General features: G+C 66.2%; 18 protein-coding genes and 2 pseudogenes. 12 read left to right on the top strand and 8 right to left on the bottom strand.

Features of this window, described 5'->3' with window-relative positions; all coding sequences use genetic code 11:
* Nucleotides 1-901: 901 nt before the first annotated feature.
* A pseudogene (locus BST47_RS06000) lies at nucleotides 902-1,526 on the bottom strand (DsbA family protein).
* A gap of 275 nt (nucleotides 1,527-1,801) precedes the next feature.
* On the opposite strand from BST47_RS06000, the gene BST47_RS05995 reads away from it, so the two are divergent.
* From BST47_RS05995 to BST47_RS05975, 5 genes are all read left to right on the top strand, one after another.
* Nucleotides 1,802-3,238 (top strand): DUF3375 domain-containing protein, encoded by a 1,437-nt coding sequence (locus BST47_RS05995; RefSeq protein ID WP_083124339.1) that lies wholly within the window; start codon nucleotides 1,802-1,804, stop codon nucleotides 3,236-3,238.
* A 28-nt stretch (nucleotides 3,239-3,266) separates the two neighbouring features.
* Nucleotides 3,267-4,616: an amino acid permease gene (locus BST47_RS05990; protein ID WP_234809592.1), complete on the top strand. Its 1,350-nt coding sequence runs from the start codon at nucleotides 3,267-3,269 to the stop codon at nucleotides 4,614-4,616.
* 166 nt (nucleotides 4,617-4,782) lie between these two features.
* Entirely contained in the window at nucleotides 4,783-5,487 is a 705-nt protein-coding gene (locus BST47_RS05985; RefSeq protein WP_083124337.1) for a DUF4194 domain-containing protein, read from the top strand.
* Nucleotides 5,480-8,836 carry an ATP-binding protein gene (locus tag BST47_RS05980; RefSeq protein ID WP_083124335.1) on the top strand — a complete coding sequence of 1,119 codons (3,357 nt, stop codon included), beginning with the start codon at nucleotides 5,480-5,482 and terminating at the stop codon, nucleotides 8,834-8,836. Before BST47_RS05985 ends, BST47_RS05980 begins: the two co-directional genes overlap by 8 nt.
* Before the next feature lie 115 nt (nucleotides 8,837-8,951).
* On the top strand, nucleotides 8,952-10,427 hold the full coding sequence (locus tag BST47_RS05975) for a glutamate-cysteine ligase family protein (RefSeq protein ID WP_083124333.1): 1,476 nt from the start codon (nucleotides 8,952-8,954) through the stop codon (nucleotides 10,425-10,427).
* Nucleotides 10,428-10,886: 459 nt separating this feature from the next.
* On the opposite strand, the gene BST47_RS05970 is transcribed toward BST47_RS05975, so the two are convergent.
* Nucleotides 10,887-11,555: a DsbA family protein gene (locus BST47_RS05970; protein WP_165799746.1), complete on the bottom strand. Its 669-nt coding sequence runs from the start codon at nucleotides 11,553-11,555 to the stop codon at nucleotides 10,887-10,889.
* Between the two features lie 201 nt (nucleotides 11,556-11,756).
* Between BST47_RS05970 and BST47_RS31740 the strand changes: the two are divergent.
* The 6 genes and pseudogenes from BST47_RS31740 to BST47_RS05940 all read left to right on the top strand — a co-directional run.
* Nucleotides 11,757-11,882, top strand: a pseudogene (locus tag BST47_RS31740) (ERCC4 domain-containing protein); the annotation flags it as partial.
* A 200-nt stretch (nucleotides 11,883-12,082) separates the two neighbouring features.
* On the top strand, nucleotides 12,083-12,358 hold the full coding sequence (locus BST47_RS05960; RefSeq protein ID WP_083124328.1) for a hypothetical protein: 276 nt from the start codon (nucleotides 12,083-12,085) through the stop codon (nucleotides 12,356-12,358).
* A 104-nt stretch (nucleotides 12,359-12,462) separates the two neighbouring features.
* Nucleotides 12,463-12,654, top strand: a complete 192-nt coding sequence (locus BST47_RS05955; protein ID WP_083125074.1) for a hypothetical protein — start codon at nucleotides 12,463-12,465, stop codon at nucleotides 12,652-12,654.
* Nucleotides 12,655-12,661: 7 nt separating this feature from the next.
* Nucleotides 12,662-13,879: a cupin domain-containing protein gene (locus BST47_RS05950; RefSeq protein WP_083124326.1), complete on the top strand. Its 1,218-nt coding sequence runs from the start codon at nucleotides 12,662-12,664 to the stop codon at nucleotides 13,877-13,879.
* Entirely contained in the window at nucleotides 13,876-14,760 is an 885-nt protein-coding gene (locus BST47_RS05945) for a ferredoxin family protein (protein ID WP_083124324.1), read from the top strand. Before BST47_RS05950 ends, BST47_RS05945 begins: the two co-directional genes overlap by 4 nt.
* 12 nt (nucleotides 14,761-14,772) lie before the next feature.
* Entirely contained in the window at nucleotides 14,773-15,300 is a 528-nt protein-coding gene (locus BST47_RS05940) for a hemerythrin domain-containing protein (protein ID WP_083124323.1), read from the top strand.
* A 16-nt stretch (nucleotides 15,301-15,316) separates the two neighbouring features.
* Here BST47_RS05940 and BST47_RS30885 read toward each other — a convergent pair whose 3' ends face one another.
* From BST47_RS30885 to BST47_RS05915, 5 genes are all read right to left on the bottom strand, one after another.
* On the bottom strand, nucleotides 15,317-15,934 hold the full coding sequence (locus BST47_RS30885) for a VldE C-terminal domain-containing protein (RefSeq protein WP_207568546.1): 618 nt from the start codon (nucleotides 15,932-15,934) through the stop codon (nucleotides 15,317-15,319).
* 276 nt (nucleotides 15,935-16,210) lie between these two features.
* The gene (locus BST47_RS05930) at nucleotides 16,211-16,540 is read right to left on the bottom strand and encodes a hypothetical protein (RefSeq protein ID WP_083124322.1); all 330 of its coding nucleotides are present in this window, start codon (nucleotides 16,538-16,540) and stop codon (nucleotides 16,211-16,213) included.
* Entirely contained in the window at nucleotides 16,533-17,360 is an 828-nt protein-coding gene (locus BST47_RS05925; protein WP_107528879.1) for a slipin family protein, read from the bottom strand. The genes BST47_RS05930 and BST47_RS05925 overlap by 8 nt, the downstream gene beginning before the upstream one ends.
* The gene (locus BST47_RS05920; RefSeq protein WP_083124321.1) at nucleotides 17,360-17,992 is read right to left on the bottom strand and encodes a hypothetical protein; all 633 of its coding nucleotides are present in this window, start codon (nucleotides 17,990-17,992) and stop codon (nucleotides 17,360-17,362) included. Before BST47_RS05920 ends, BST47_RS05925 begins: the two co-directional genes overlap by 1 nt.
* On the bottom strand, nucleotides 17,989-20,394 hold the full coding sequence (locus BST47_RS05915; protein WP_083124320.1) for a nitric-oxide reductase large subunit: 2,406 nt from the start codon (nucleotides 20,392-20,394) through the stop codon (nucleotides 17,989-17,991). Before BST47_RS05915 ends, BST47_RS05920 begins: the two co-directional genes overlap by 4 nt.
* 164 nt (nucleotides 20,395-20,558) lie before the next feature.
* Here BST47_RS05915 and BST47_RS05910 point away from each other — a divergent pair, with 164 nt between their 5' ends.
* A complete protein-coding gene (locus BST47_RS05910; RefSeq protein ID WP_083124319.1) occupies nucleotides 20,559-21,836 on the top strand; it encodes an alpha/beta hydrolase in 1,278 nt (425 codons plus the stop codon).
* Here the strand turns inward: BST47_RS05910 and BST47_RS05905 are convergent.
* Nucleotides 21,833-22,384 (bottom strand): YceI family protein, encoded by a 552-nt coding sequence (locus BST47_RS05905; RefSeq protein WP_083124318.1) that lies wholly within the window; start codon nucleotides 22,382-22,384, stop codon nucleotides 21,833-21,835. The genes BST47_RS05910 and BST47_RS05905 overlap by 4 nt on opposite strands.
* Nucleotides 22,385-22,552: the final 168 nt, after the last annotated feature.

The following is a 22,552-nucleotide window of genomic DNA, read 5'->3' as shown; positions in this document are numbered from 1 at the left end:
TCGAGGGACAATGCCCCCTCCACACGTCCTTCGAAGGCGACGCCAGACTTTAAGGGGCGTCGTGGCCGCGGGGACATTGAGGTCCAATGTTCCGTAGATTGAAGAATCTCCAGATTAGGGAAGCGCGCTGGCTAGCGTTACTGAGGTGGCTGTCGATGATCAGGAACTCGCCTATACGCGTTGGTTAGCTAGTTTGCAAGAGCTCACCAACTCGCCAGACGAGGCGAGACGATGGCGGGAGCGTCGTTACGCATTCGCCTATCGTCTTGGCCAGAGGTTGGTATCCGAGACAGGAACTCACGGCGGCTCTGTTGGGCCTGTCGTTTACGGCGTGTGGCTAAGTTGGGGTCTCATTTACGTCGGACAGACGACGGAAGTGTCGCGACGACTGCGCGACTTGCCAGTGGGCGAAAGTCACCACCTAGCCAACACGTTCTTCCCGGAAATTTGGGATCGATAGTGATCATCCATTGGCCTGCGTTGCCCGAAGCCCAAGCTGCGCCCGGCCAGCTGGACGACGCAACCATCGGGCTGGCACTCGAACATCATCTACAGCTCCGGACACAGCCGATGGCGAACGCTTTCCGCCGCCGAAGTGATGGCGGATGGAGGCCGGTCGACCGCCACAGGAGTAAACTCGCGCGGCGCAAGGGCTGCTGCCGCAATCGGCGCTTTGGCTCAAACTGTCGATCAGCTTTGGGATCTCGCTGCACAATGCGAGCCTGGGTCCGTTGAGTTGCCACCAACGACGCGGTGCATGAGGCCAATCGACGTGCTCTCAGAGGAGACGTAACGCACGGTTGTCGCATCGTCCGGGCAAAGTCGTCGAGCAAGCCTCAGCACGCAGCGTCGCCGCCGCCGAAGGCGTCTGATCTAGCGCTCAGCCCAGCGGCTGGTCGAGTCAGTCCGATTCTCCTTTAATGGGCCCGCCATCGATGACCTCGAGCGGAACACCGGGCTCTGGAAACTGGCGGAGGGCTGCGAGGTGTTGGCTGCGATAGCGCGGGCGTCGTAAGCAATCGGCAGGCCGAGTCTGATGAGATTCTCGGCCGGTGGGGGTGCACCGACGCGATTGGCAAGCCCGGCGAGCTGATCGTTGTCGAGATCCGTCGGCCCCTGCTCTTCCGGCTGATTCTCAGTCGAAGATTTGCTGGACGAAGCGCCACGCGATGTCGCTTGACCGCGACTGATCCGCAACCACGAAAGCCGCGTAGATCGCTCGAATGTCGTACGTCTTACTCGCCGAGTACTTGTCGAGGATGTTCACGAATCTAAGGTTGACACGAAGCCTGCCTCCTCGATGCGCTCGGCGATTTCGTCGCCCTGCTCGCGGACCATCTTCCCGCTGAACGGGCACATCGGGTCTAGGTACAGCTCGACCACCCCAGTGCGTGCGGGTCGCCGATCGCGATGACGTCCCCGGCCGTCGCTGCAACGGCCGCTCGGGCGACCCCTGCGGTCGGCCCCCACACCAGCAGTGCCACGAAGACGGCTCCGAGGGCACCCATCATTCGGCTTACCCGTATTCCGTCCATGATTCCCTTCATGTCGTGCCATCCAGTTAGAGGTATTCGGCGGTGGTCGAAGGGCTCGCGGCGAGCACCACAAGCAACAAGATTCACACTGGCACCAGGGCGCCGACACACAGCACAAGTCGTTGAGCGCAAAGCGATTCCGCTGACGTCGGCAAACGCCGGCGCGACGAATTTCCTCGTCGACACGGCCCGTCGCCGCACCGGACATGTCGCCCCCGTGCCCTATGTTGGGGCCTCCGGACGAACTCAACTAGATAGAGGAATGGGTGGACAACAACGCAGGAGCAGCGGACCTCCTCGAGCTCAACCGCGACCTGCAAGGTTCCCGCGCCATCCGCCTGCTCGCCGCCACCAACCTCAGCCTCTACGCGACCTTGATGGAGCGCCACCTCAGCGACGGCACCCTCCCCGAGACCGAGCTCGTCGTCCGCCTCGAACGCGACCTGCAGGAACTCGACGACCCCCAGCCCGGCCTCGCCCTCATCAAGTCCTGGGCCGCCCAGGGCTGGCTCCACCGCATCGTCGACGAACGCCACGACCAGAACGTCTGCTACCTCACCCAGGACACCCGTCGCGCCCTCGACTTCCTGCGCGGCATGCGCCGCCGGGACACCATCGCCACCGGCGGCTCCATCACCGGCATCGCCTCCCGCCTCAAGCAAGTCGCCGTCAAGGTCGACAATGACCCTGCCCGCATCCGTAAGCACATCGAAGCCGAAATCGCCGCCCTTCATGAGGAACTCGATCAACTCGATGCCGGCCAACGACCCCAACCCGACGTGACCGACTGCTACGACGAGGCCCGCGCCATCGCCCTGCAGATGGAACGCCTCATCACCGACATCGGCCAGTACGGCACCATGATCGAACAGGCCACCGCCGCCCTCGACGAACCGATCGACTCCAACACGCAGTACCGCGACCGCCAGCGCCAGATGTACACCGACTACCAGACCGCCTGGGACTCCCAGGGCCGCGACTCCCACCGCGCCTTCCTGCGCATGATCAACGACCCCGACCAGCGCGCCGAGTTCGAGGCCGACGTCGCCGCCGTCGCCGAAGCCCTGCCCGCCCTCGACCCCGCTCTGCGCAAGGTCATGGCCGGCTTCTTCGAACTCGTCGGCCACCAGATCGACGAAGTCGAACGCATCCAGCAGCGCTGCGCTCAGCGCGTCAAGCGATTCACCGCCTTCGGCACCATGGAGCAGAGCCGCGGTGTCGCTCGCCAGCTCAACGAGGCCATCGGCGCCGCCCGCGCCCTGCTCAAGTCGAGCTTCACCGACTCCCGCCTCGACATCGACGTCCCGCTCACCCGCCACGCCATCAGTTCCGTTGGGGCGCTTAGCTTCAAGATCGGCGACCTGTCCAACCCCAAGCCCGCCGAACACGCCGCGAGCGACGTCGACCTCACCAGCTTCGCCGCCCTCACCACCCAGGTCGACGCCCCCGCCATGTCCGATATGCTCAACCACGCCCTCCGCAACGGCCCCGTCGATCTCCCCGACGCCGTCGCCATGCTCGACACCGCCTACCTCGGCCACGTCATCGTCCTCTGGTCCTGGGCCCTCACCCAGCCCAACCCGCAGGACGCCGAATCCACCACCGTCCGCTTCCGCTCCCTCGACGGCCGCGACCGCGAAATCGCCGTCCCCCGTTTGACCTTCACCGAACCCATCACCGCCCTCGCCGGAGCCGCCACGTGAAAACAGGCCCACTAGCCCCGCCAGGAACATGACCAACCGGGCCGTGCTGCTATTCGCGTTCTCCTTCGCAGTGATGGCCGACCCAGTGTCCTCGGTCGCCTACGCTATCGAAGCCGCTCTTCGTGCATTGCGCGGAGACATCGCGCTGCTGCTACCCACGATGGGTCTTGTCGTCGCTATCATCGCCGTCTTGGTCGTCAACTATCACCAGTTGGTCGGCCGCTATCCCCAAGGTGGGGGCGCCCCCGCCGCGGCCGCGGAGGCATTCGGGGAAGCCAGCGCATTCATTCCCATCGCAGCACTGATCGTCGACTTCGCCCTCACCATCGCCATCAGCACCGCGGCCGCCGCCTCTGCGATCATCGCGTTCTTTCCCAGCCTCGCCGGCCTACGAGCCCCCATTGCGCTGCTGCTGGTCGCCGGGGTCGCCGCCGGCACCTGGTTCGGCCACCGGGGCCGGACCGTGTTCGCCGTCATGACCGCTGCATTCGTCGTCTTGGCCGTGGTGGTGCTCGTCTGCGGACTCTTTGTCACGCCGCGCACAGGTGCGCCCGCGGAGATCGCCGCAGGCCACGCCCCACCCTTGGCGGTCGCACTCGCTTTCCCGGTAGCCATGGCGCTTGCCACGGGCATCGAGGCTCCGTCGTCGGCGATCGCGCAGCTTGGGCAGCTCGATGATGCCGCCCGCCGCAAATTCGGCCGAATTACGCTGTGGCTCACCCTGCTCGTGGTCGGCACGCTCACCCTGGGCCTGACCGCAGAGCTTGTGCATCTGCGCATCGGCGTCCCGCCCGACGACTCGACCCAGATCGCAGAACTCGCCCGCGTCGCCACCGCCCCACCGTTGTTCGCCGCCTTTCAGCTCGCCACCGCGCTGCTGCTGCTGTCGGCGGCCAGCTCCTCCTTCCAAGCCGGCCCCGGCCTCTTGAAAGCGCTTGCGCGGAAACGAGACATCGACGGAACCAGCACCGGAATCCTGCCGGCGGTGTTGGGCCGCACGAACAGCCGATACACGCTGGGGCGTCGCCGTGTTCACGCTCGCTGCGGGCGTGATCATCCTGGCAGCACGCGGGCGCGACCAGGAACTCGTGCTTTTCTACGCCGCGGCGGTGTTTGTGGCCTTCCACGCCGGCCTAGTCTCCATGTGCCGGTTTTCCTGGCAGCAGAGGCAGTTCGGCTATCTTGCAATCAATTTGACGGGCGCGGCCGCGGTCAGTTTCACCCTCGTGATCAATGTCTCGCGCGGGGAGCCCATCATCTCCATCGGCGCGGCCTTACTGATCGCCGCGGGGTTGTACGCGCTATGGGTGCGATCCGGGCGGCCCCGGGGCATCCGGCATGTGGAGCCCACTCCGCCCATAACCACCGCCCGTGGTGAGAGGCGATACGGCGGCTAGGACGCCCGAACCCGGCACGCCGACGCTGACGTCGGCAAACTCGCGCCTCCCAGATTTCTCCGCCGACACGACGCCGTCCCGCGCCGAACATGTCGGGCCCGTGACCTATGTTGAGGCGTCCGACCAATTGCAGAGCGAGGAACGCAGGTGACCACGACCGAGCAAGACGCCGACTTCGCCGCATTTTCCGAACTCCCCCAGGTCGACCAACAGACCGCCCGCCCACCCGGCATCCGCCGTCCACGCTTCGACGGCGACGTCTCCGAACTCCCCGACCGCGCCTGCTGGGCCCTGCAGCACCTGCTCACCCGCCGCTACCTCAGCGCCGAGGCCGACGCCGACGTCTACAGCTGGGTCATCGAGTATCGGAAGGAGCTTGCCGTCCGGCTCTCCGAACTCGACCTGATCCTGCGCATCGTCGATGGCACCGACATCGCGTTCATCGAACAAGCCCGCTACGAATCTGCCAGGGGCATCAAGGTTCTGCGCCGCGAGCCGCTCGGCACCTACGACTCCATCCTCGCGTTGCACCTCGCCCAGATGATGCGCGCCGCCGCCGGACAGAGCGTGCTCATCAGCCGCGAGGAGATGCACGGCCTGTTCTCCGCCATCCTCAACGACACCGACCGCGACGCCGTCACCTTTGCCGCCCGCATCGACGGCGCCATCGCCCGGCTCACCGGTCTGGAGATCCTGCGCAAGAGCCGCGACGACGAGGACAGCTACACCATCTCCCCCGTCATCACCGCCATCATGACCGCCTCGGTCATCACCGAGTTGCAGCAGCAGTTCGAGCAGCTACTCAACGGCGACGCACCCGCCGACGACGACGTTGAGGACGAGGATGACTGAGCAGTTCCACCTGTCCCGGTTGCAGGTCATCAACTGGGGCGTCTTCGACGGCTACCACTCCATCCCGTTCAGCAGCGGCGGCGCCCTCATCGCCGGCGCCTCCGGAAGCGGCAAATCCTCACTGCTCGACGCGATTTCGCTCGGTTTCCTGCCGTTCAACCGCCGCAACTTCAACGCCTCCGGCGACAACACCGCCGCCGGATCCAGCGCCGGCCGCCGCACCGTCGACAAGTACGTCCGCGGCGCCTGGGGGCAGCGCAGCGACGGCGGCACCAGCCGCGTCATGTACCTGCGCGGCGACGGCACCGCCTGGTCCGCCGTCGCCGTCACCTACGCCAGCGACTCCGGGCGCACCGTCACCGGCCTCGTCCTCAAATGGCTCACCGGCGAGTCCCGCAACGACTCGTCGAGCCGCTTCGTCCTCGGCGACGGCGACCTCGACATCGAAGACGTCTGCAACCGATGGGCATCTGGCCGCTTCGACGCCAAGGTCTTCACTGACCAATGGCGCTTCTCCACCAAGGTCGAGTCCCAGTACCTGGCCCAGCTGTACGCCACCATCGGTATCCGCGCGTCCGACGCCGCCCAGCAGCTGCTCGGCAAGGCCAAGTCGCTGAAAAGCGTTGGCGGACTGGAACAGTTCGTCCGCGAGTTCATGCTCGACGAACCCGACAGCCTCGCCCGGCTGCCAGAGGCGCTCAAGCAGATCGACCCGCTGGTCGAGGCCCGCGAACTGCTGGCCGTCGCACAGAAGAAGCGCAAGATCCTCGGCGACATCGAGCAGATCCACCACCGCTACGCCTCCGAGTCCTCAGACCTCGGCATCATCGACCTCGTCGACGCCCCCATGGTGCGCGCCTTCACCGACCACGTCCGCCTCGCGCAATGCCCCACCCAGATCACCACGTTAGACGGCACCATCGACCAGCTCGAGAACGAATACGAGGACGTCACCCGCAGCCTGAATCTGGCCAAGGCCGAAGCGGATTCGCTCAACGCCCAGATCAGCGGCTCCAGTGCGAACCTCGCCCCGCTGCAGTCCCAGGTGACCGCCGCCGAAACCGAAGCCGAGCAGATCGAGCGCCGCCGCGCCGCGTACGACGATCTGCTGGCCGCCCAGGACATCGAGGTCCCCGACACCGCCGACGAGTTCTGGAACCTGCGCGAGGAACTGCTCACCCAGGCCACCGACCTGCTCGCCAAGGTCGAACGCCACCGCGAGGCGTCGACCGACGCCGAGTACGCGCAGAAGTCCGCCCGCATTGCCCGCGACGCCGCCGCCAAGGAACTCAAGCGCGTCGAGCACGTCGGCTCGGCGCTGCCCGAGTTCGCCATCGCGATGCGCGACCACATCTGCGCCGCGCTCAAACTCGACCCCACCGACCTGCCCTACATCGCCGAGCTCCTCGACCTCAAACCCGACCAGACCCGCTGGCGCACCGCCGTCGAAAAGGTCCTCAGAGGCGCGGGCCTGCGGTTGCTCGTGCCCGACCAGCACTGGGAAAAGGTCCTGCGGTTCGTCAACGAGACCGACATGCGCGGACGGCTGCAGCTGCACCATGTCCGCGTCAAGTTCCTGGGCGCCGAGCCGGAAGAACCGGAGCCGAACACGTTGGCGGGCAAGCTGTTCGCCGTCGATCCCAAGCATCCGTGCGCAGCCGAGGCGGTCGATGTCATTGCCAACGCCGGCGACCACATCTGCGTCGACACCCCCGACGTGTTCGCCCGCTTCCGCCGCGCGGTCACCGACACGGGGCTGTACAAGGACTCCGACCGGCTCGCCATCAAAGACGACCGCGGCGCGATCAGGCAGTCCGAGTACCTGTACCAGGGTGACGTCACCGCCAAGATCAACGCGCTGACACTGGAACTCGCCACCGCGGAAGAGGCCTACCAACACGCGCGTCGTAAAGCCGACGACACCGCCGCCCAGCGTCAGGAATGGCGCGACCGCGCCGCGGCGTGCAAAGCGATCTGCGAGCAGTACCCGCAGTGGAGCCAGATCGACACCGAGACCGCCGACGGGCACGCCGACCGGCTGCGCGAACAGTACGAACTGCTACTCGCCGAGAACCCCGATCTCGATGCGCTGAACGCCCGCGCCGACGAATGCTGGTCGCAGATCCAGAAATTCATGACGCGCCGCGGCGCGATCCAGACCCGGCGCGACGGCCTCGACGACCGCCGCACCCGGCTGATGGAGCTGGCCGAGCGGCTGTCGCCGGCGTTCGTGTCCGAGCCGCTGACCGAGCTGCTGCACCGCTACGCCGCCGCGCTGCCGGTCAGCCTGGAGCTGCTCGACCCCGAGCCGCACCGCGACGCGCTGTTCACGTCGATCAAGAAGGAACGCGAGCAGCTGCGCGAGAGCCGGCGCCGCTCCTACGATGAATTGGCCCGCATCCTCAACACGTTCGACACGTCGTTCCCCGACGCGATCCCCAACGACAGCGAGGATTTCGACGAGCGGGTGCACGACTACGTCGCGCTGTGCCGCCACATCGACGAGCGCGAGCTGCCCGAGGCCTACGAACGGATGATGCGCCTCGTCACCGAGCAGGCGCCGGACGCGATCCTCACGCTGCATCGCGTTGCCGAGCAGGAGGCGAGGCGCATCGCCGAGCAGATCGACCGCGTCAACACCGGACTGGGTGCAGTGGAGTTCAACCGCGGCACCCGGCTCACGCTGCGCGCCACTCCGCGGCAGCTGCCCGCGGTCGCGGAGCTCACCGAGGTCGTGCGATCCATCTCGCGGCGCATCGCCGAGGTGGGTCTGGGCGACAAGCAGGCGATCCTCGACCAGTACGCCGACATCCTGCGGCTGCGTAACCGGTTGGCGTCCACTGCGCCGGAGGACAAAGCCTGGACCCGCGACGCGCTCGACGTGCGCAACCGGTTCACGTTCGACTGCGCGGAGTGGGCGGGTGACGAACTCATCCGCACGCACAGCAACGCGGGTGACAACTCCGGCGGCGAGCAGGAGAAGCTGATGGCGTTCTGCCTCGCAGGCGCGCTGAGCTTCAATCTGGCCAGCCCCGAAAGTGCCGACAACACACCGGTGTTCGCGCAGCTGATGCTCGACGAGGCGTTCTCCAAGTCGGACCCGCAGTTCGCCCAGCAGGCACTGTCGGCGTTCCGGAAGTTCGGCTTCCAGCTGGTGATTGTGGCGACCGTGCAGAACGCCACCACGATCCAGCCCTACATCGACAGCGTGGTGATGGTGTCCAAGACCGAGGCCACCGGTCGCAATGTCCGCCCCGTCGCGACGGTGGCCACCAGGACCATCTCGGAGTTCACGTCGATCAAGCAGGAGATGCGTAAGTCGGCTGCCAAAGTGCCCGCCGCGGTCTGAGGCGCCGCGTACGCGCCCTTGCGGCTGGCGACCATCGGCGGAAAGCTCACCTCAGCGTGGTGTCGGCCTGTTGGCGCTGATACGACAGCCGAGGAGTACCGCAAGGGAGGGCGCCATGGGTGAGCGGGTCGAGCCATCCGCCCTTGCTGTCGGTGACGACCACGCGGTACGGCGCCGGCTTGAGCAGTGTGTCGCCGCGTTGCGACGCATGGTCGACGGCGGTTGGTTCAGCGCCCACGAGGACACCATCGGCATGGAGGTGGAGTTCGATCTCGTGGACCCATTGGGCCGGCCGCGGCTGATCAACGACGCGGTCCTGACACGCCTGGGCCGGGCGGACATGCAGCACGAGCTCGGCCAGTTCAACGTCGAGCTGAACCTGGCTCCCCTCCCCTTACGGGGCACGGTCTTGCGCGAGTCCGAATCCGCCCTCGCCGACGTGCTCGACAGGTGCAGGGCCGCGATCGAGGGGCTCGGCGTTCGGATGATCGCCGTCGGCATGCTGCCCACCCTGAGCGCCGACCAGCTGACCGTCGAGCGCATCTCACACAACCCGCGTTACGAGCTGCTGTCGCGCCGGATACGCGCCGCTCGCCACCGTCCCTTCTCGGTGCGCATCGACGACGGATGCGAGCCCGTGGAGTTCAGCACCGACTCCGTCGCCCCCGACGCCGCCACCACCAGCCTGCAGCTGCACCTGCGGGTGCCACCGGACCGGTTCGCCGCCTACTACAACGCCGCCCAGACGATCGCCGGCGCTCAGGTGGCGGTGGGCGCCAACGCGCCATACCTGCTCGGGTACCAGGCGTGGCAGGAAACCCGAATCACGTTGTTGGAGCAGCTGCTTGACACCCGCCGTCCCAAAGAGGTCCGCGCGGGCGCTCCGGCGCGGGTTCGCCTGGGCGACCGGTGGATCGACGACCCGGTAGAGCTGTTCGACGAAGTCGTCCGCGACTTTGCGCCGCTGGTCCCGACACTGGAGGCCGAGGATCCCGATGCCGCGCTCGCGGCCGGGCATACCCCGGGGCTGCGGGAGCTCCGGCTGCACAACGGCACGGTGTGGCGCTGGAACCGTCCGGTCTACGACGTGCAGGCCGGGCATCCGCAGCTGCGCATCGAAAACCGGGTCCTGCCCAGCGGGCCGACCGCCGTCGACATGATCGCCAACGCCGCGTTCTATTACGGGCTGGTCCGCACGGTCGCCGACAGCGACCCCGCGCCGTGGGAGCAGATGTCGTTCGACGTCGCCGAGCGGGACCTGCACCGCGCGGCCCGCGACGGCTTGGCGGCGCAATTGTTTTGGCGGGGCACCGATCACCCGGCCGATCGACTCACCCTCGAGGTCCTGCTGCCGGCCGCCGCAGCCGGCCTGGACGCCTGGGGCGTGGACACCGACGACCGCGATCGGTACCTCGGAGTCATCGAAGCGCGGGTTCGCAGCGGCCGTACCGGTGCCGCCTGGCAGATAGAAACGGTGCGCGGTCTGCAGGAGCGCGGGCTCGAGCGGGTCGGGGCGCTGCATGAGATGACTCGGCGGTATGTCGAGCACGCGCACACGGGTGCCCCGGTGCACGAATGGCCCTTACCATGACCGCAGCCGCGCTCCGTGCCGGTTGATTGCCAACCGAACTCGGAATCGACAGCGTGGTCATGGTGTCCAAGACCGAGGCCACCGGTCGCAACGTCCGCCCCGTCGCGACCGTCGCCACCAGAACCATCTCGGAGTTCACCTCACTGCGTCAAGAGATGGGAAAAAAAGACCCCGAAGGTACCGGCACACACTGCGGTCTAGTCGTGACGGATTGGCCATCCACGGGCCGGGGATGCTGGTGGCGGAAGAACCGTTCGACTGGTGTACGTGATGAACCAGGACCAATAACGCCAACCTGGTCAGCGGGACGCCGCTTCAGCACCGTACTGAGCCTCGCTCGGGGTGAAGCCGTCATATTGCAGCTGATTGACTAAGCCCGCTATCACTCCAGCAAAAGGGGTTTAAGGCGGTCCACAGCGCCTGGCCACAAGCGGACCCCGAGGTGGCGGTCAGGGCGTCTCAGCCCGGGAGTTGGTCGAGCCAGTCCGTATTCCCGTCGATGGGTGCGCCATCGATCACGACGGTCGGGACACCGGGCTCGGGGAACTCGCGCAGGAGCGCGAGGTTGTTGGCGGCGATGGCACGGGCGTCGTACCCGATCGGCAGGCCGAGCCTGATGAGATCTCGGGCCGGTGGGGGTGCCCCGACGCGGTTGGCCAGCTCGGCGAGCTGATTGTTATCAAGATCCGTCGGCCCTCCCTCTTGCGGCTGCTGCTCAGCCGAAAAGATCTGCTGCACGAAGCGCCACGTGGTGTCGCTCAATCGCGATTGGTCAGCCACTACGAAGGTCGCATAGGTCGCGCGAATGTCGTAAGTCTTGCTGGCCGAGTACTTGTCGAGGAAGTTCACGAATCGAAGGTTGACGCGAAGCATGCCGTTCTCGATGCGTTGACTGATTTCGTCGCCCTGCTCTTGGACCATCTGCCCGCTGAACGGGCACATCGGATCCACGTACAGATCGACCACCCCGAGTGCGTGCGGGTCGCCGATCGCGATGGCATCCCCCGCCGGCGCCGCGACGGCCGCCTGCGCAACTCCTGCGGTCGGTCCGCACATCAGCAATGCCGCGATCACGCCGAGCACTGCTCCGAGGGCACGCATCGTCCGCTTCACCCGTGTTCCGTCCATGGCTCTCATCATGTCGTGCCGTCCAGTGACAGTGAGTCGGTCCTCTCCAGAGCCACCTTGCAACGGCAGCACTGGCAAATGCGTAGCGCTCTCCAGCACATTTAGCGACACTCAATCCATGGCCAGGACCATTCCGCAGCGAGAACTTCGCAACGAGCACGCCAAGCTCATGGAGGCGGTGTCGGCGGGCACACTCGACGTGTGGCGGAGTTGGTCATCGCGCTCAATCCGGATGAGAATTCCCGGCTGCCGTATCTACTTCGGCTTCCACAGCCGGGCGGCGATCTGCTCTTCCGGACATCCGGTACCTGGCCGCGCTGGCGGAGTCCGGTCGACTATCGAGTTGCCAAGCTCAGAGCGACACAGTCGCTAATGGTGGGACGAGCCGTAGTACTTGAGCGACACAGTCGCTGTGAGCTTGGCAACTCGGATAGTGCCCCCGGTCCGCGTCGCAGCGCCCAACCCCTCGTTGCGGATCTCGACCCCTGCTGGTTTTCTGCGGGTTCGTCCTGGGCATCCCGGCAGGCATGAACAAGCTGAACCGGCTTCGGCATGCAGAACAGCGGATCGTCAAGGTGCAGCGGCGCGTCTGGCTCGCTCAGGCCTTGGCGTGGCCGACGGTGATCGCGGCTGGGGCGACGTCGGCGGGTGTGCTGATGTGGTTCCTCCGCCGACGCTCGACAGGTAATCGTCATGAGATGCCGGACCTGCCGGGGGCCCATGAGGACGGCACCGTGCACGTCGAACCTGATGGCCAGCTCACTCACACTTCTGCCGCAGACGAAGCGCGGGACACCATCTAGCCTGCCCGATATCGACGGCGAAATTGCCCTCGTTACCGCGTTTGGGCTGCGCTTGGCGGGTGAACACCCGAAGAGCATGATTGCAGCCCACGAAAGGAATGATCATGGCACTCGACGATGACGATATGACGACAGCAGGCGGCGGCGGAGAAGGTACGGCCGACGGCGGCTCCAACCCCGAAGGCCACGACGGCGGCGCCGACGGAACCGCGGACGAGGAAAAGAGTGGCGAGGGCACGGCCGACGGCGGCTCCAACCCCGAGGGTCACGACGGCGGTGCCGACGGAACCGCCTAAGGCCAGCATGCTGAGCCGGTGTGTGGCAACTGATACCGGTGCATTCGCCACCGAATACTGGGGCCGCAAACCCCTGCTCAGCCGCGCCACCGCGCTGCCCCGCGACTTCAGCGATCTGCTGTCACCCACTGCGGTTGACGAGCTGATCGCCGAGCGCGGGGTACGCGCGCCCTTCATCCGGATGGCCAAGACCGGCGACGTGCTGGCCCGCAGCTGCTACACCGGATCGGCCGGCTTCGGCGCCGAGATGCCCGATCAGGTCGACTCGGCCAAGGTGCTGGCCGAATTCGCGACCGGCGCGACGATCGTCCTTCAGGGGCTGCACCGGCTGTGGCCCCCGCTGATCAACTTCGTCCGAGGCCTCACCGACGACCTCGGTCATCCCGTCCAGGCCAACGCCTACATCACCCCGCCGGACGCCCAGGGATTCGAGCACCACTACGACGTCCACGACGTCTTCGTCCTGCAGGTCGCCGGCGAGAAACGCTGGACGGTCCACGAACCCGTGCACCAGCACCCACTGGACTCGCAGCCGTGGACCGAGCACCGCGACGCCATCACCGCACGCGTCGCCGATGCCCCGATCATCGACACCGTCCTGTCGGCGGGCGACGCACTGTATCTGCCCCGCGGGTGGGTGCATTCCGCCCGATCCCTGGACACCACGTCCATCCACCTGACGATCGGAGTGTCGGCGCTGACGTACCTCGACGTGGTACGCGCCGTCGTCGACACGCTCGCCGACGACGAAGAGTTCCGAAAATCTCTACCCATGGGCATCGATGCCACCGATCGCAGTGAAATGGCTGCGACGACAAGCAAAGTGATGGCACAGCTCGCCGACGCCGTACGGGACCGGACCGCCGACCTCAGCGACAAGACGGCCGCGAAGTTGTCGGATCGTCACTCGCAAAGGACCCGGCCCGTCGCCGTACGGCCCCTGGCCACCCTGGACGCCATGGACGCCGCCGGTGCGCTGCGAGTTCGCTGGCGCCACGGGCTGATCGGCACGCTCGAGCACCTCGGTGACCAGGTGCGCCTGCGACTGCCAAACAAGACCATTACCTTTCCGGAGTCGTGCGCTACGGCGCTCGAGGCGCTGCAACACGGACTCGTCGCGGACGCGGAAACACTGCCGGGCCTCGACCACGCCGACTCAGAAGTCCTCATTCGACGGTTGTTGCGCGAGGCTGTCGTGGTGGCGGATGGTACGACTCAAGGATGAGTCCCAAACGCACGCCGTGCAGCGACCAATCGCTGATGCGTGACGACCCCATCTACGGCACGGCCGGCGCCGGACGATCCTGGGCGATGCTCGAATTGTCCGGTGGCTGGGGGCCATCGGCCTTCCTCGACTCTCCCTCGCTCCTCGACCGCGAACTGGGACGCAGCGTCTGCCGCCGCATCGAAACCGACGGCCTGCGGGTCACCGCGATACGCCGGCCGGGACGCCGGACAGAGACGCCGCGCTGGCGATGGTTCATCGCGCATTGCGAGGAGGGCAGCGAGGCGCTCTACGGCGGAGAGGTCGACGACCCCCGCGGATACCTCGACATCGCCCTGGACGGCTCGGACGGCGAACTCGTCGACGGCCCACTTGTCGCGGTCTGCGCGCATGGCAAGCACGACCAGTGTTGCGCCGTGCGCGGGCGCAGCGCGGCGTCGGCCATCGCGGCCGAATACCCCGAATTCACCTGGGAATGTTCGCATTTGGGCGGCGACCGGTTCGCCGCCACCATGCTGATCCTGCCCGAGGGCCTGTGCTACGGGCGCGTCGACTCGACCGACTCCGCCGGCCTGGTGGCCAAATACCTCGACGGTCGGCTGGACCACAGATATCTACGCGGACGCACATCCCTGCCCCACCCGGTGCAAGCCGCGCAGTACTTCGCCCGCGAGTCCCTGGGCGAGGACCGCATCCACGCCCTGTCACCGCTGAAGGTCGAGCACGCGGAGCACCAGATCCGCGTCGCGCTCCGCACAGACTCGGGCTCGGTGAATGTCGTTCTCGCGGAGAAGATGTCGGAGCCGCTGCTGTCCATGTGCCGCGCCACGGTGCCGGGCGCGGTGCGCACGTTCGAATTAGTGTCACTCTCGTCGGACTGAGGAGGCTGTTGCATGGCAGACATCATCGAGCTCGTCTACGCCGACCACGACTGGTTTCGTCGTCAGTTCTTCCTGCTGGACGACGCGAAGTCCGACGCCGAACTCGCCGCGATCTGGGACGCCCTCGGCGACCGCCTCGACGTCCACGCCGAAGCCGAGGAGGCCGTGTTCTACCCGGCGCTGCTCAAGCACGGCGGTAGCGAGGACCGCGGCAATCCCGAGGGCGACCCGGAAGACGAAACCGAGGACGCCATCACCGACCACAACGCGATCCGCGATGCGATTCGTCGCTCACGCCAACACAAGCCGGGAACCGAGGAATGGTTCGACGCCGTTTTCGAAGCCCGCAAGCAGAACGGCGAACACCTCGACGAGGAAGAGCGCGAGGCGATGCCGGACTTCATCAAGAGCGCCTCCCTGGAGCTCCGCCACGAGTTGGCGATGCAGTGGCTGCGGTTCTATGCCGAACGCGAGACGACGATCAACGTCGACAACCGCGACAAGGACGCCGACGACTACATCGCCAAGCACTCTGAGTGAATGATCAGACCGCGTATCAGCGGAGGTAGGTCTGGCCATCCCGCGGATACCCGCCGCCGTCCGTGGCGATGTGAACATGGTCGTAATGGTTGGCCGTGTCCGAGCCGCCGTCCGACATCGCTCTTTTCGAGCCGTTGGGCCGGTAGATGGTCTGCCTCCAGATGGCGTGATTCACGCCGAAGCGCTCTGCGTTCTTCAGGACGTACGCGAGCACACTGTCCCCGAGCGCTTTCCCGGCTGCCGAGCGAGCGTTGGGGATCATCACGTCGATCGCCAATCCGTGCGGATGCCATTTCAAGGGATCCGACCGGACTCCGCCGATGTCAAGAATCTCGGGAAACTCTGCGCTGACCGAACGTGCCGCCAAAATGGTTTTGACCTGGAGTCCGGTCTCCCGCGCAACGCTGGGGGGCAACGTGGGCGACACGATCAAGCGGGCCGGTTCGGGACCGATCGGGTGAACCGCTACCGGCGCCGGTGTCGACGTCGCGACTTCTCTGAAGCACGAGGCGTCGCTACTGACCTGCGGATAACTGTCTGCCCCGACAGCCAACAACGTCGCGGCAGAGACGGCGCCCACAGCTACGGACGCCAGCGACCGTTGCCGCGTTTTGGGTAATGCGTGTCTTCCCATCGGACGCGCACCCTACCGACACGCCCGAGCGCGTTGAGCAACCACCCAGATCGCTCGTCGTCCTGATGGCCGAGATGCGCCGCTGCGCCCTCCTACCCGTGAAATCGCAGTTCACGAGGGCCAGACCGGCGAATTCTTCAGCACGCCCGATCAGGTGGCACCACCCTAGATAGTGGCCTGCGTCAACGATCAGCTAATGGTGTGACATTCGACAAGTTGGCGCCTGAGCGACGAATCGGCCACATCCACGGCGCAGCGCAGCGCCTGACCGACGGATCAGAACTCGGCCTCATCCTCTCGATGGAAGTGCCGCCACAACCGGGCCCCACCGGACAGCGCGACCAGCAGTCCGATCCCGCCGATCACGATGCCGACGAACAGCGAGATGAACATCGGATCGACCGATTCGCCTATCGTGCCGGCACCGAAGACGCCGCCGACGAGGAAACCCAACATCGGCGCCAGTACGGCGACCGCCATCCCCAGCAGCGCCCGCCACATTCCCGGCGGCGTGGGTTCGAGGACGACGGGGCGGCCGACCTCGGGAGCGTCGACGTCGTCACCGTCCGGCGCGGTGATGCCAGGATCAGGTGCTGCGCTAGTCATCGGATCTCACCCTCCTGATGTGGGGGACGGCGTCGGCGCCGCTCGCGTCGTTCGTCGAATTGGTCCGGCCGCCCTCGAGGAACGGGCGGACGATATCCATCGGAATCGGGAAAACGACAGTCGAGTTCTGGTCGGCGCCGAGTTCCAGCAGGGTCTGCAGATAGCGTAACTGCAGCGACGCCGGACTCTCACTGAGTGTTATTGCGGCATCGCGTAATTCCGCGGATGCCTGCAATTCGCCGTGCGCGCTGATGACCTTGGCGCGACGCTCGCGCTCGGCCTCGGCCTCGCGGGCCATCGCCCGCTGCATCATCTCGGGGATCTCGACGTCCTTGATCTCGACGACCTCGACCTTGACCCCCCAGGGTTCGGTCTGGCTCGCGATGGACGCGGCCAGGTCCTCGTTGAGATCGGCGCGGTGGGCCAGCAGCGTGTCGAGGTCGGCGCGTCCGACCACCGAACGCAGCGTGGTCTGGGCGATCTGAGACGTGGCGACCGCGAAATTCTCCACGGCCATCACGGATTTCGTCGGATCGGTCACCCGGAACAGGACGACGGCATTGACGCGCGCCGTGACGTTGTCGCGGGTGATGACCTCTTGGGGCGGGATGGTCAGCGTCACCGTGCGCAGGTCGACGCGCACGAGCTTGTCGACGCCGGGCAGCACGACGACGATTCCCGGACCCAGCAATCCACGTAACCGGCCGAGGCGGAAGGCCACACCGCGTTCGTACTCCTTGACGATGCGCAGGGACGCGAACACCGCGGCGACGAGCAGCGCGACGAGGACAACGACGGCGACAGTCAACGGACCACTCATCAGCGTTTCTCCCGGCGGTCGGATGCGTAGGAGGTGCGACGACGGATTTCCGCTTCGGCCAACCGCTTTCGCTCCTCGATGTTGTCGTCGAGTGACTGGAACAGCACGCCCGGCGGGACGGCCGGGGTGCGGCGCAGGTGCGACCACAGCGGCAGCGAAAGCACACCCACCGCGACGGCGCACCCCAGTAGCATCCCCGTCTCCAGCACGGTGGCGGCCGCCAGCGCCATGGCCAGCGGCCAGATGACGGCGATAGCGCTGACGGCACAGGCGATCCCGCGGTGAAAGCGTGCCGCCTCCGAGGCCGGCCAGCTGTCGATCGCGCGGCTCACCTCGCGACCGTCGTTGGAGGTGGTGCAGGAGTGCTTGACCGGGCAGGCGTTGCACACCGTCGGGCTGCCCCGGTAGCGCATGACCCGGTTGTCGGGGTCAAATGACTTGGGCCACAACCACTGATCCTGCGGGCACAGCCACGCGTCGTGGTCCTCGTGGTAGACGAACGGGCCCGACCGATGTTGTTCCACCTTGGCCGCCGCGCGGCGCGCGAACGTGTCGATGCCGTAGGCGATCACGACGAGCAGGGCGGCGTATCCGATCGACAGCCAGGTCTCGATCGCGATGCCCGCGGTCACGGACTACCTCCGAGGGTGTCGTGGTCGTCAGGCAACCGGCGATCCGACGCATAGCGCGACGACCCGCCGCCCGTCGCCGCCAGGCCGGTGCGGTCTTCCTCCGCCTGCGCGTGTTCCTCGACGAACAGGGTCTCGGCGGGCATCGTGTGCGTGGTCGCCTTGATGCCGTATCGCACACCGAGCCAGGCGATCCAGACGAACGGCAGCACACCACCGAGGATGAACAGAAAGTCACCGGGCATCCGCAACCATTCGAGCACGACGTTGCCCGACTGGGTGATGTAGCCCAGAGTGCGCGCCTCGTAGTAGCCGTCGTTGACGGAGTGCCACAACTGCAGCACGCCCAGCGGCAGCAGGGTGGCGAAGACCATCCACGCCAGGCCGATGTTGAGCGACCAGAACGACAGCTTGGCCAGTTTGTCCGGCCATCGTTTCGACGGGATGATGTAGCGCAGCGCGAACAGCGCCAGGCCGACGGCGAGCATCCCGTAGACGCCCATCATCGCGCCGTGGGCATGGTTGGCGGTCAGCGCCGTCCCGATCTGGTAGTAGGACACGATGGGCAGGTTGATCAGGAAGCCGAAGATGCCCGCACCGACGAAGTTCCAGAAGCCCACGGCGACAAGGAACATCACCGCCCAGCGGTGCGGGAACGGTGCGCTGCTGCGCGACTGCTGTCGCGAGCCCAATTGCAGGAACGTCCACGCCTCGACGGTGAGGAAGGTCAGCGGGATTACTTCCATTGCGGAGAAGAACGCGCCCAAGGCCATGTGTTCCACTGGCGTGCCGGAGAAGTACAGATGGTGCATCGTGCCGATCACGCCGCCCACCGAGTACAGGATGACGTCGAGGAAGATCAGCTGGATGGCGATCCGGCGGCGCACCACGCCGAGCATCACGAAGATGTAGGCGACCATCACCGTCGTGAACAGTTCGAGGAAGTCCTCGACCCACAGGTGCACCACCCAGAAGCGCCAGAACTCGGCGACGGTCAGGTGGGTCTGGGTACCGGCGAGCATCCCGACGGCGTAGAACGCGGGGATGGCCAGGCCGGCGTAGAAGAACAGCCACGGCATGTTGAGCTTGCTCTCGGTCTTCAGACGCGCGCGGATCGCCCGGAAGATGATCGCCATCCACAAGAACAGCCCGACGACCAACAGGATCTGCCAGAACCTCGGAAGGTCGAGGTATTCCCACTGCTGGTCGAAGAAGATGGAGCCCTTGGCCCAGTCGACGCCGAAGGTGCTCAACGCCGTTCCCACCAGGGTGCCGGCCACGACGACGAACAGCGCACCGAGCAGCCCGTACGTCAGCCACGACTGTCGCCGTGGTTCGCGGCCGGAGATGATGGGCGCGAGGAAGATGCCTGCGGCGAGGAAGGATGCCGCCGTCCATAGCAGCGACAGTTGCACGTGCCAGGTCCGCGCCAGGTTGAACGGCAGGATCTGGGCCAGGTCGAAGCCGAAGAAGTTGCTCAGCTCGGCGCGGTAGTGCTCGATGGCGCCGCCGAGCACAGCCTGCCCGAGGAAGAGCACCGCGACGACGAGGAAGAACCAGGCGGTGGCTTTCTGCGACGGGGTGATCTCCACTTCGCCTGGTTGGCGGAAGGCCAGCGAGGGGGTTTCCGTTGCGTGCCAACCGATTTTGCGGCTCCACCGGCCGTAGAGGGCGAACAGTGCGCCGAGCCCGGCCAGCAGGGCGATCAGCGACATCGCCGACCAGACCAGGATGTCGGCCGTCGGGGTGTTGTTGACGCGTTGTTCGGGTGGCCAGTTGTTGGTGTAGGAGTAGGCGTGACCCTCACGCTCGGCTGCGGCGGCCCAGGCCGTCCAGCAGAAAAACGCCGTGAGATCGTGGATTTCCTGGGGGTCGGTGATGAGCTGGGGGATCAGCCCGTATTCGGTCGAGTCGGTGCCGAAGACGTCGGCGTAGTGAGCACGGACCCTGTCGAAGGCGGCCACTTGCTCGGCGGTGAACTGCAGGGTGCCGGTGTCCTTGTCGTAGCGGTTGGTCCGCATCATTGTGACGAGGTCGGCCGTCGGGTCCGGCGATCCGGAGTCGCGCAGCTGCTGGCCGACGTCGTCGGCGGACAAGCGCAGGTACTCCGCGGTGTAGTCCGGACCGAGGTAGCCGCCGTGGCCCATGATCGAGCCGTACTGCTGCAGGCCGCGGCGCAGGAAGATCTGCTGTCCAGCGGTGACCTGTTGCTCGGTGAACAGGGTCTGACCGTCCGGGCCGACCACCCGCTGCGGCAGCGGCATCGAGTCCGTGTAGGTCCTGGCGGCCAGTATGCCCATGACCATGAAGCCGAAGACCATGACCAGTGCGACGCCCTGAACCCATCCTTTCGAGATTGCAAGCTCGGCTTTGGTCGGAACTGGCAGAAAGGACTGCTCTGTCATTGCCACACCCCCGTGCGAAATGAGTCACGTTCGCAGCATCTCTGGCCAACGTAACGAAAACCCGCGACGAGGTGGCGGTGTTTCGAAACATCGCAACTCGACCACGGCCGGGGAAGGGGCGAAGCCCCATCCGGGATGCAATTGCCGCCTCGTATCGTGACCGAATGCAGAAGAACCGAGCCGCCCACATCGCCCGGCAGGTCGGGGCGTTGGCTGTCGCGGCACTGACCGCCGCTTCGACCCTGAACGGATATCGCCCACTGGCGCGAAAGGGATACCCGTCGATCTTTTCGTGGGCGTTCGGTCTCGTAGTAACCGAGTTCCCGCTGCAGACACTGGTGAGCCAGCTCGCCGGACTGCTACTGACCGCGCGTCGCCTCACGCATCCGGTGCGAAGGACGGCGTGGATCGTGGCTGGCCTGTCCGCGTTGGGTCTGCTGAACTTCAACCGCGCCGGCCACCAGGCCTCCGCCCCACTGACCATGGCATTGGACAACGGCCTTGGGACTCATCGCCGCACCGACTCGGCAGGCTTGTGGCGTCGGCCGGCAGGCGACGGCACCGCCAAGAGGCCCGGCGCCCTGCGGATGCTGCGGATCTTTCGCGATTACGCCCACGACGGCGACATCAGCTACGGCGAATACGGCGGCGCCAATCATCTCGATATCTGGCGACGGCCCGATCTCGACCGAAACGGCAAGGCGCCGGTGCTGTTCCAGATCCCCGGAGGTGCGTGGACCACCGGCAACAAACGTGGACAGGCGCATCCGTTGATGAGCCACCTTGCCGAACTCGGCTGGGTATGCGTGGCGATCAACTACCGGCACAGCCCACGCAACACGTGGCCCGACCACATCATCGACGTCAAGCGCGCCCTGGCATGGGTGAAGACACACATCGCCGAGTACGGCGGCGACCCCGATTTCGTCGCCATCACCGGTGGGTCGGCCGGTGGCCATCTGTCCTCGCTGGCCGCGCTGACGCCCAACGACCCGCGGTTCCAGCCTGGGTTCGAAGACGCCGACACCCGTGTCCAGGCCGCAGTCCCGTTCTACGGCGTCTACGACTTCACCCGCTTCGAGGACGCGATGCATCCGTCGATGCCCGAACTGCTCGAGCAGATGGTCGTCAAACAACGGCTCACGACGAACCGGCAGCCCTATGTCGACGCATCGCCGGTGACCTATGTCTCCGCAGACGCTCCGCCGTTCTTCGTCTTGCACGGCCGAAACGACTCGCTTGTTCCCGTCGAGCAGGGGCGAGGCTTCGTCGAAAGGCTGCGAGAAGTCAGCACAGCGCCGGTCGTGTACGCCGAACTGCCGTTCACCCAGCATGCTTTCGATATTTTCGGTTCGGCCCGCGCCGCGCACGCAGCTGTTGCCGTCGAGCAATTCCTCGCCGAGATCTACGCGCGTCGTGCGCTGGACAACGTCGCGGTCTAGCCCTCTTTCGCCCGCTCAGCGGTGAACGACACCGTCACGGAGTCAACGACTTTCATAGACCCCATCAGCATCGAGTAGGGCTTGATGTCGAAGTCCGATTGCACAACGTCGGCTTCACACGACAGTCGCCATGTCTCGCCGAGATCATCGACACGCAGGTTGACCGCGTGTTCGTTGCTCACGCCGTGGATCTCCAGCGTGCCGGTCAACAGATAGCCATCATCCGACTTGTCGATGTCATCGGTGTGAAAGCGGATCTGCGGGAAGTGTTGCGCATCAAGCGAATTCAACGCGTTCGACCGCGCCAGCGCTTTCTCCGGCGCGGACAGCCCCTTCACACCGCCCTCGCCCTTGCGCACTTGAAGCGATCCCACCTCGACCGTCAACTCCGCCTCGACGGGCTCGCCTCCGCTCCACCGCACCGTGGCCTGCCATTCGGTCATCGCGATCGTCAACCGGTGGCCCATCTTGGCCGCCCTGCCCGCGACGCCGGTCTTCACGAGCAGCTCACCGTCGGAGGCGTCCAAGCTCCACTCGTTGGCGGTCATCGGACCGAATGTACCGGCCGGCGCGCATCTAGGGCGGCGGAGGCGGTGGCGGCGCGCCCGGCGGCGGAGGCGGTGGTGGCGGCGCGCCCGGCGGCGGGATTTCTCGGCTTCACCAATCAGTACGCGGCGGCGAACTACATCTTCGCAGATTCCAGTACTCCGTCGGGT

This window comes from Mycolicibacterium tusciae, from assembly GCF_002086795.1.
Classification (GTDB): Bacteria; Actinomycetota; Actinomycetes; order Mycobacteriales; family Mycobacteriaceae; genus Mycobacterium; species Mycobacterium tusciae.
This window is presented reverse-complemented; position numbering and strand designations above follow the sequence as displayed.

Bases quoted from the DNA above. Each gene is read 5' to 3' on its own strand.
- BST47_RS05975 (WP_083124333.1), top strand. From the start codon at position 8,952: ATGGGTGAGCGGGTCGAGCCATCCGCCCTTGCTGTCGGTGACGACCAC.
- BST47_RS05910 (WP_083124319.1), top strand. From the start codon at position 20,559: ATGCAGAAGAACCGAGCCGCCCACATCGCCCGGCAGGTCGGGGCGTTG.
- BST47_RS05980 (WP_083124335.1), top strand. From the start codon at position 5,480: ATGACTGAGCAGTTCCACCTGTCCCGGTTGCAGGTCATCAACTGGGGC.
- BST47_RS05950 (WP_083124326.1), top strand. From the start codon at position 12,662: ATGCTGAGCCGGTGTGTGGCAACTGATACCGGTGCATTCGCCACCGAA.
- BST47_RS05955 (WP_083125074.1), top strand. From the start codon at position 12,463: ATGGCACTCGACGATGACGATATGACGACAGCAGGCGGCGGCGGAGAA.
- BST47_RS05915 (WP_083124320.1), bottom strand. From the start codon at position 20,394: ATGACAGAGCAGTCCTTTCTGCCAGTTCCGACCAAAGCCGAGCTTGCA.
- BST47_RS30885 (WP_207568546.1), bottom strand. From the start codon at position 15,934: ATGGGAAGACACGCATTACCCAAAACGCGGCAACGGTCGCTGGCGTCC.
- BST47_RS05945 (WP_083124324.1), top strand. From the start codon at position 13,876: ATGAGTCCCAAACGCACGCCGTGCAGCGACCAATCGCTGATGCGTGAC.
- BST47_RS05940 (WP_083124323.1), top strand. From the start codon at position 14,773: ATGGCAGACATCATCGAGCTCGTCTACGCCGACCACGACTGGTTTCGT.
- BST47_RS05905 (WP_083124318.1), bottom strand. From the start codon at position 22,384: ATGACCGCCAACGAGTGGAGCTTGGACGCCTCCGACGGTGAGCTGCTC.
- BST47_RS05960 (WP_083124328.1), top strand. From the start codon at position 12,083: ATGAACAAGCTGAACCGGCTTCGGCATGCAGAACAGCGGATCGTCAAG.
- BST47_RS05970 (WP_165799746.1), bottom strand. From the start codon at position 11,555: ATGGACGGAACACGGGTGAAGCGGACGATGCGTGCCCTCGGAGCAGTG.
- BST47_RS05925 (WP_107528879.1), bottom strand. From the start codon at position 17,360: ATGAGTGGTCCGTTGACTGTCGCCGTCGTTGTCCTCGTCGCGCTGCTC.
- BST47_RS05990 (WP_234809592.1), top strand. From the start codon at position 3,267: ATGACCAACCGGGCCGTGCTGCTATTCGCGTTCTCCTTCGCAGTGATG.
- BST47_RS05930 (WP_083124322.1), bottom strand. From the start codon at position 16,540: ATGACTAGCGCAGCACCTGATCCTGGCATCACCGCGCCGGACGGTGAC.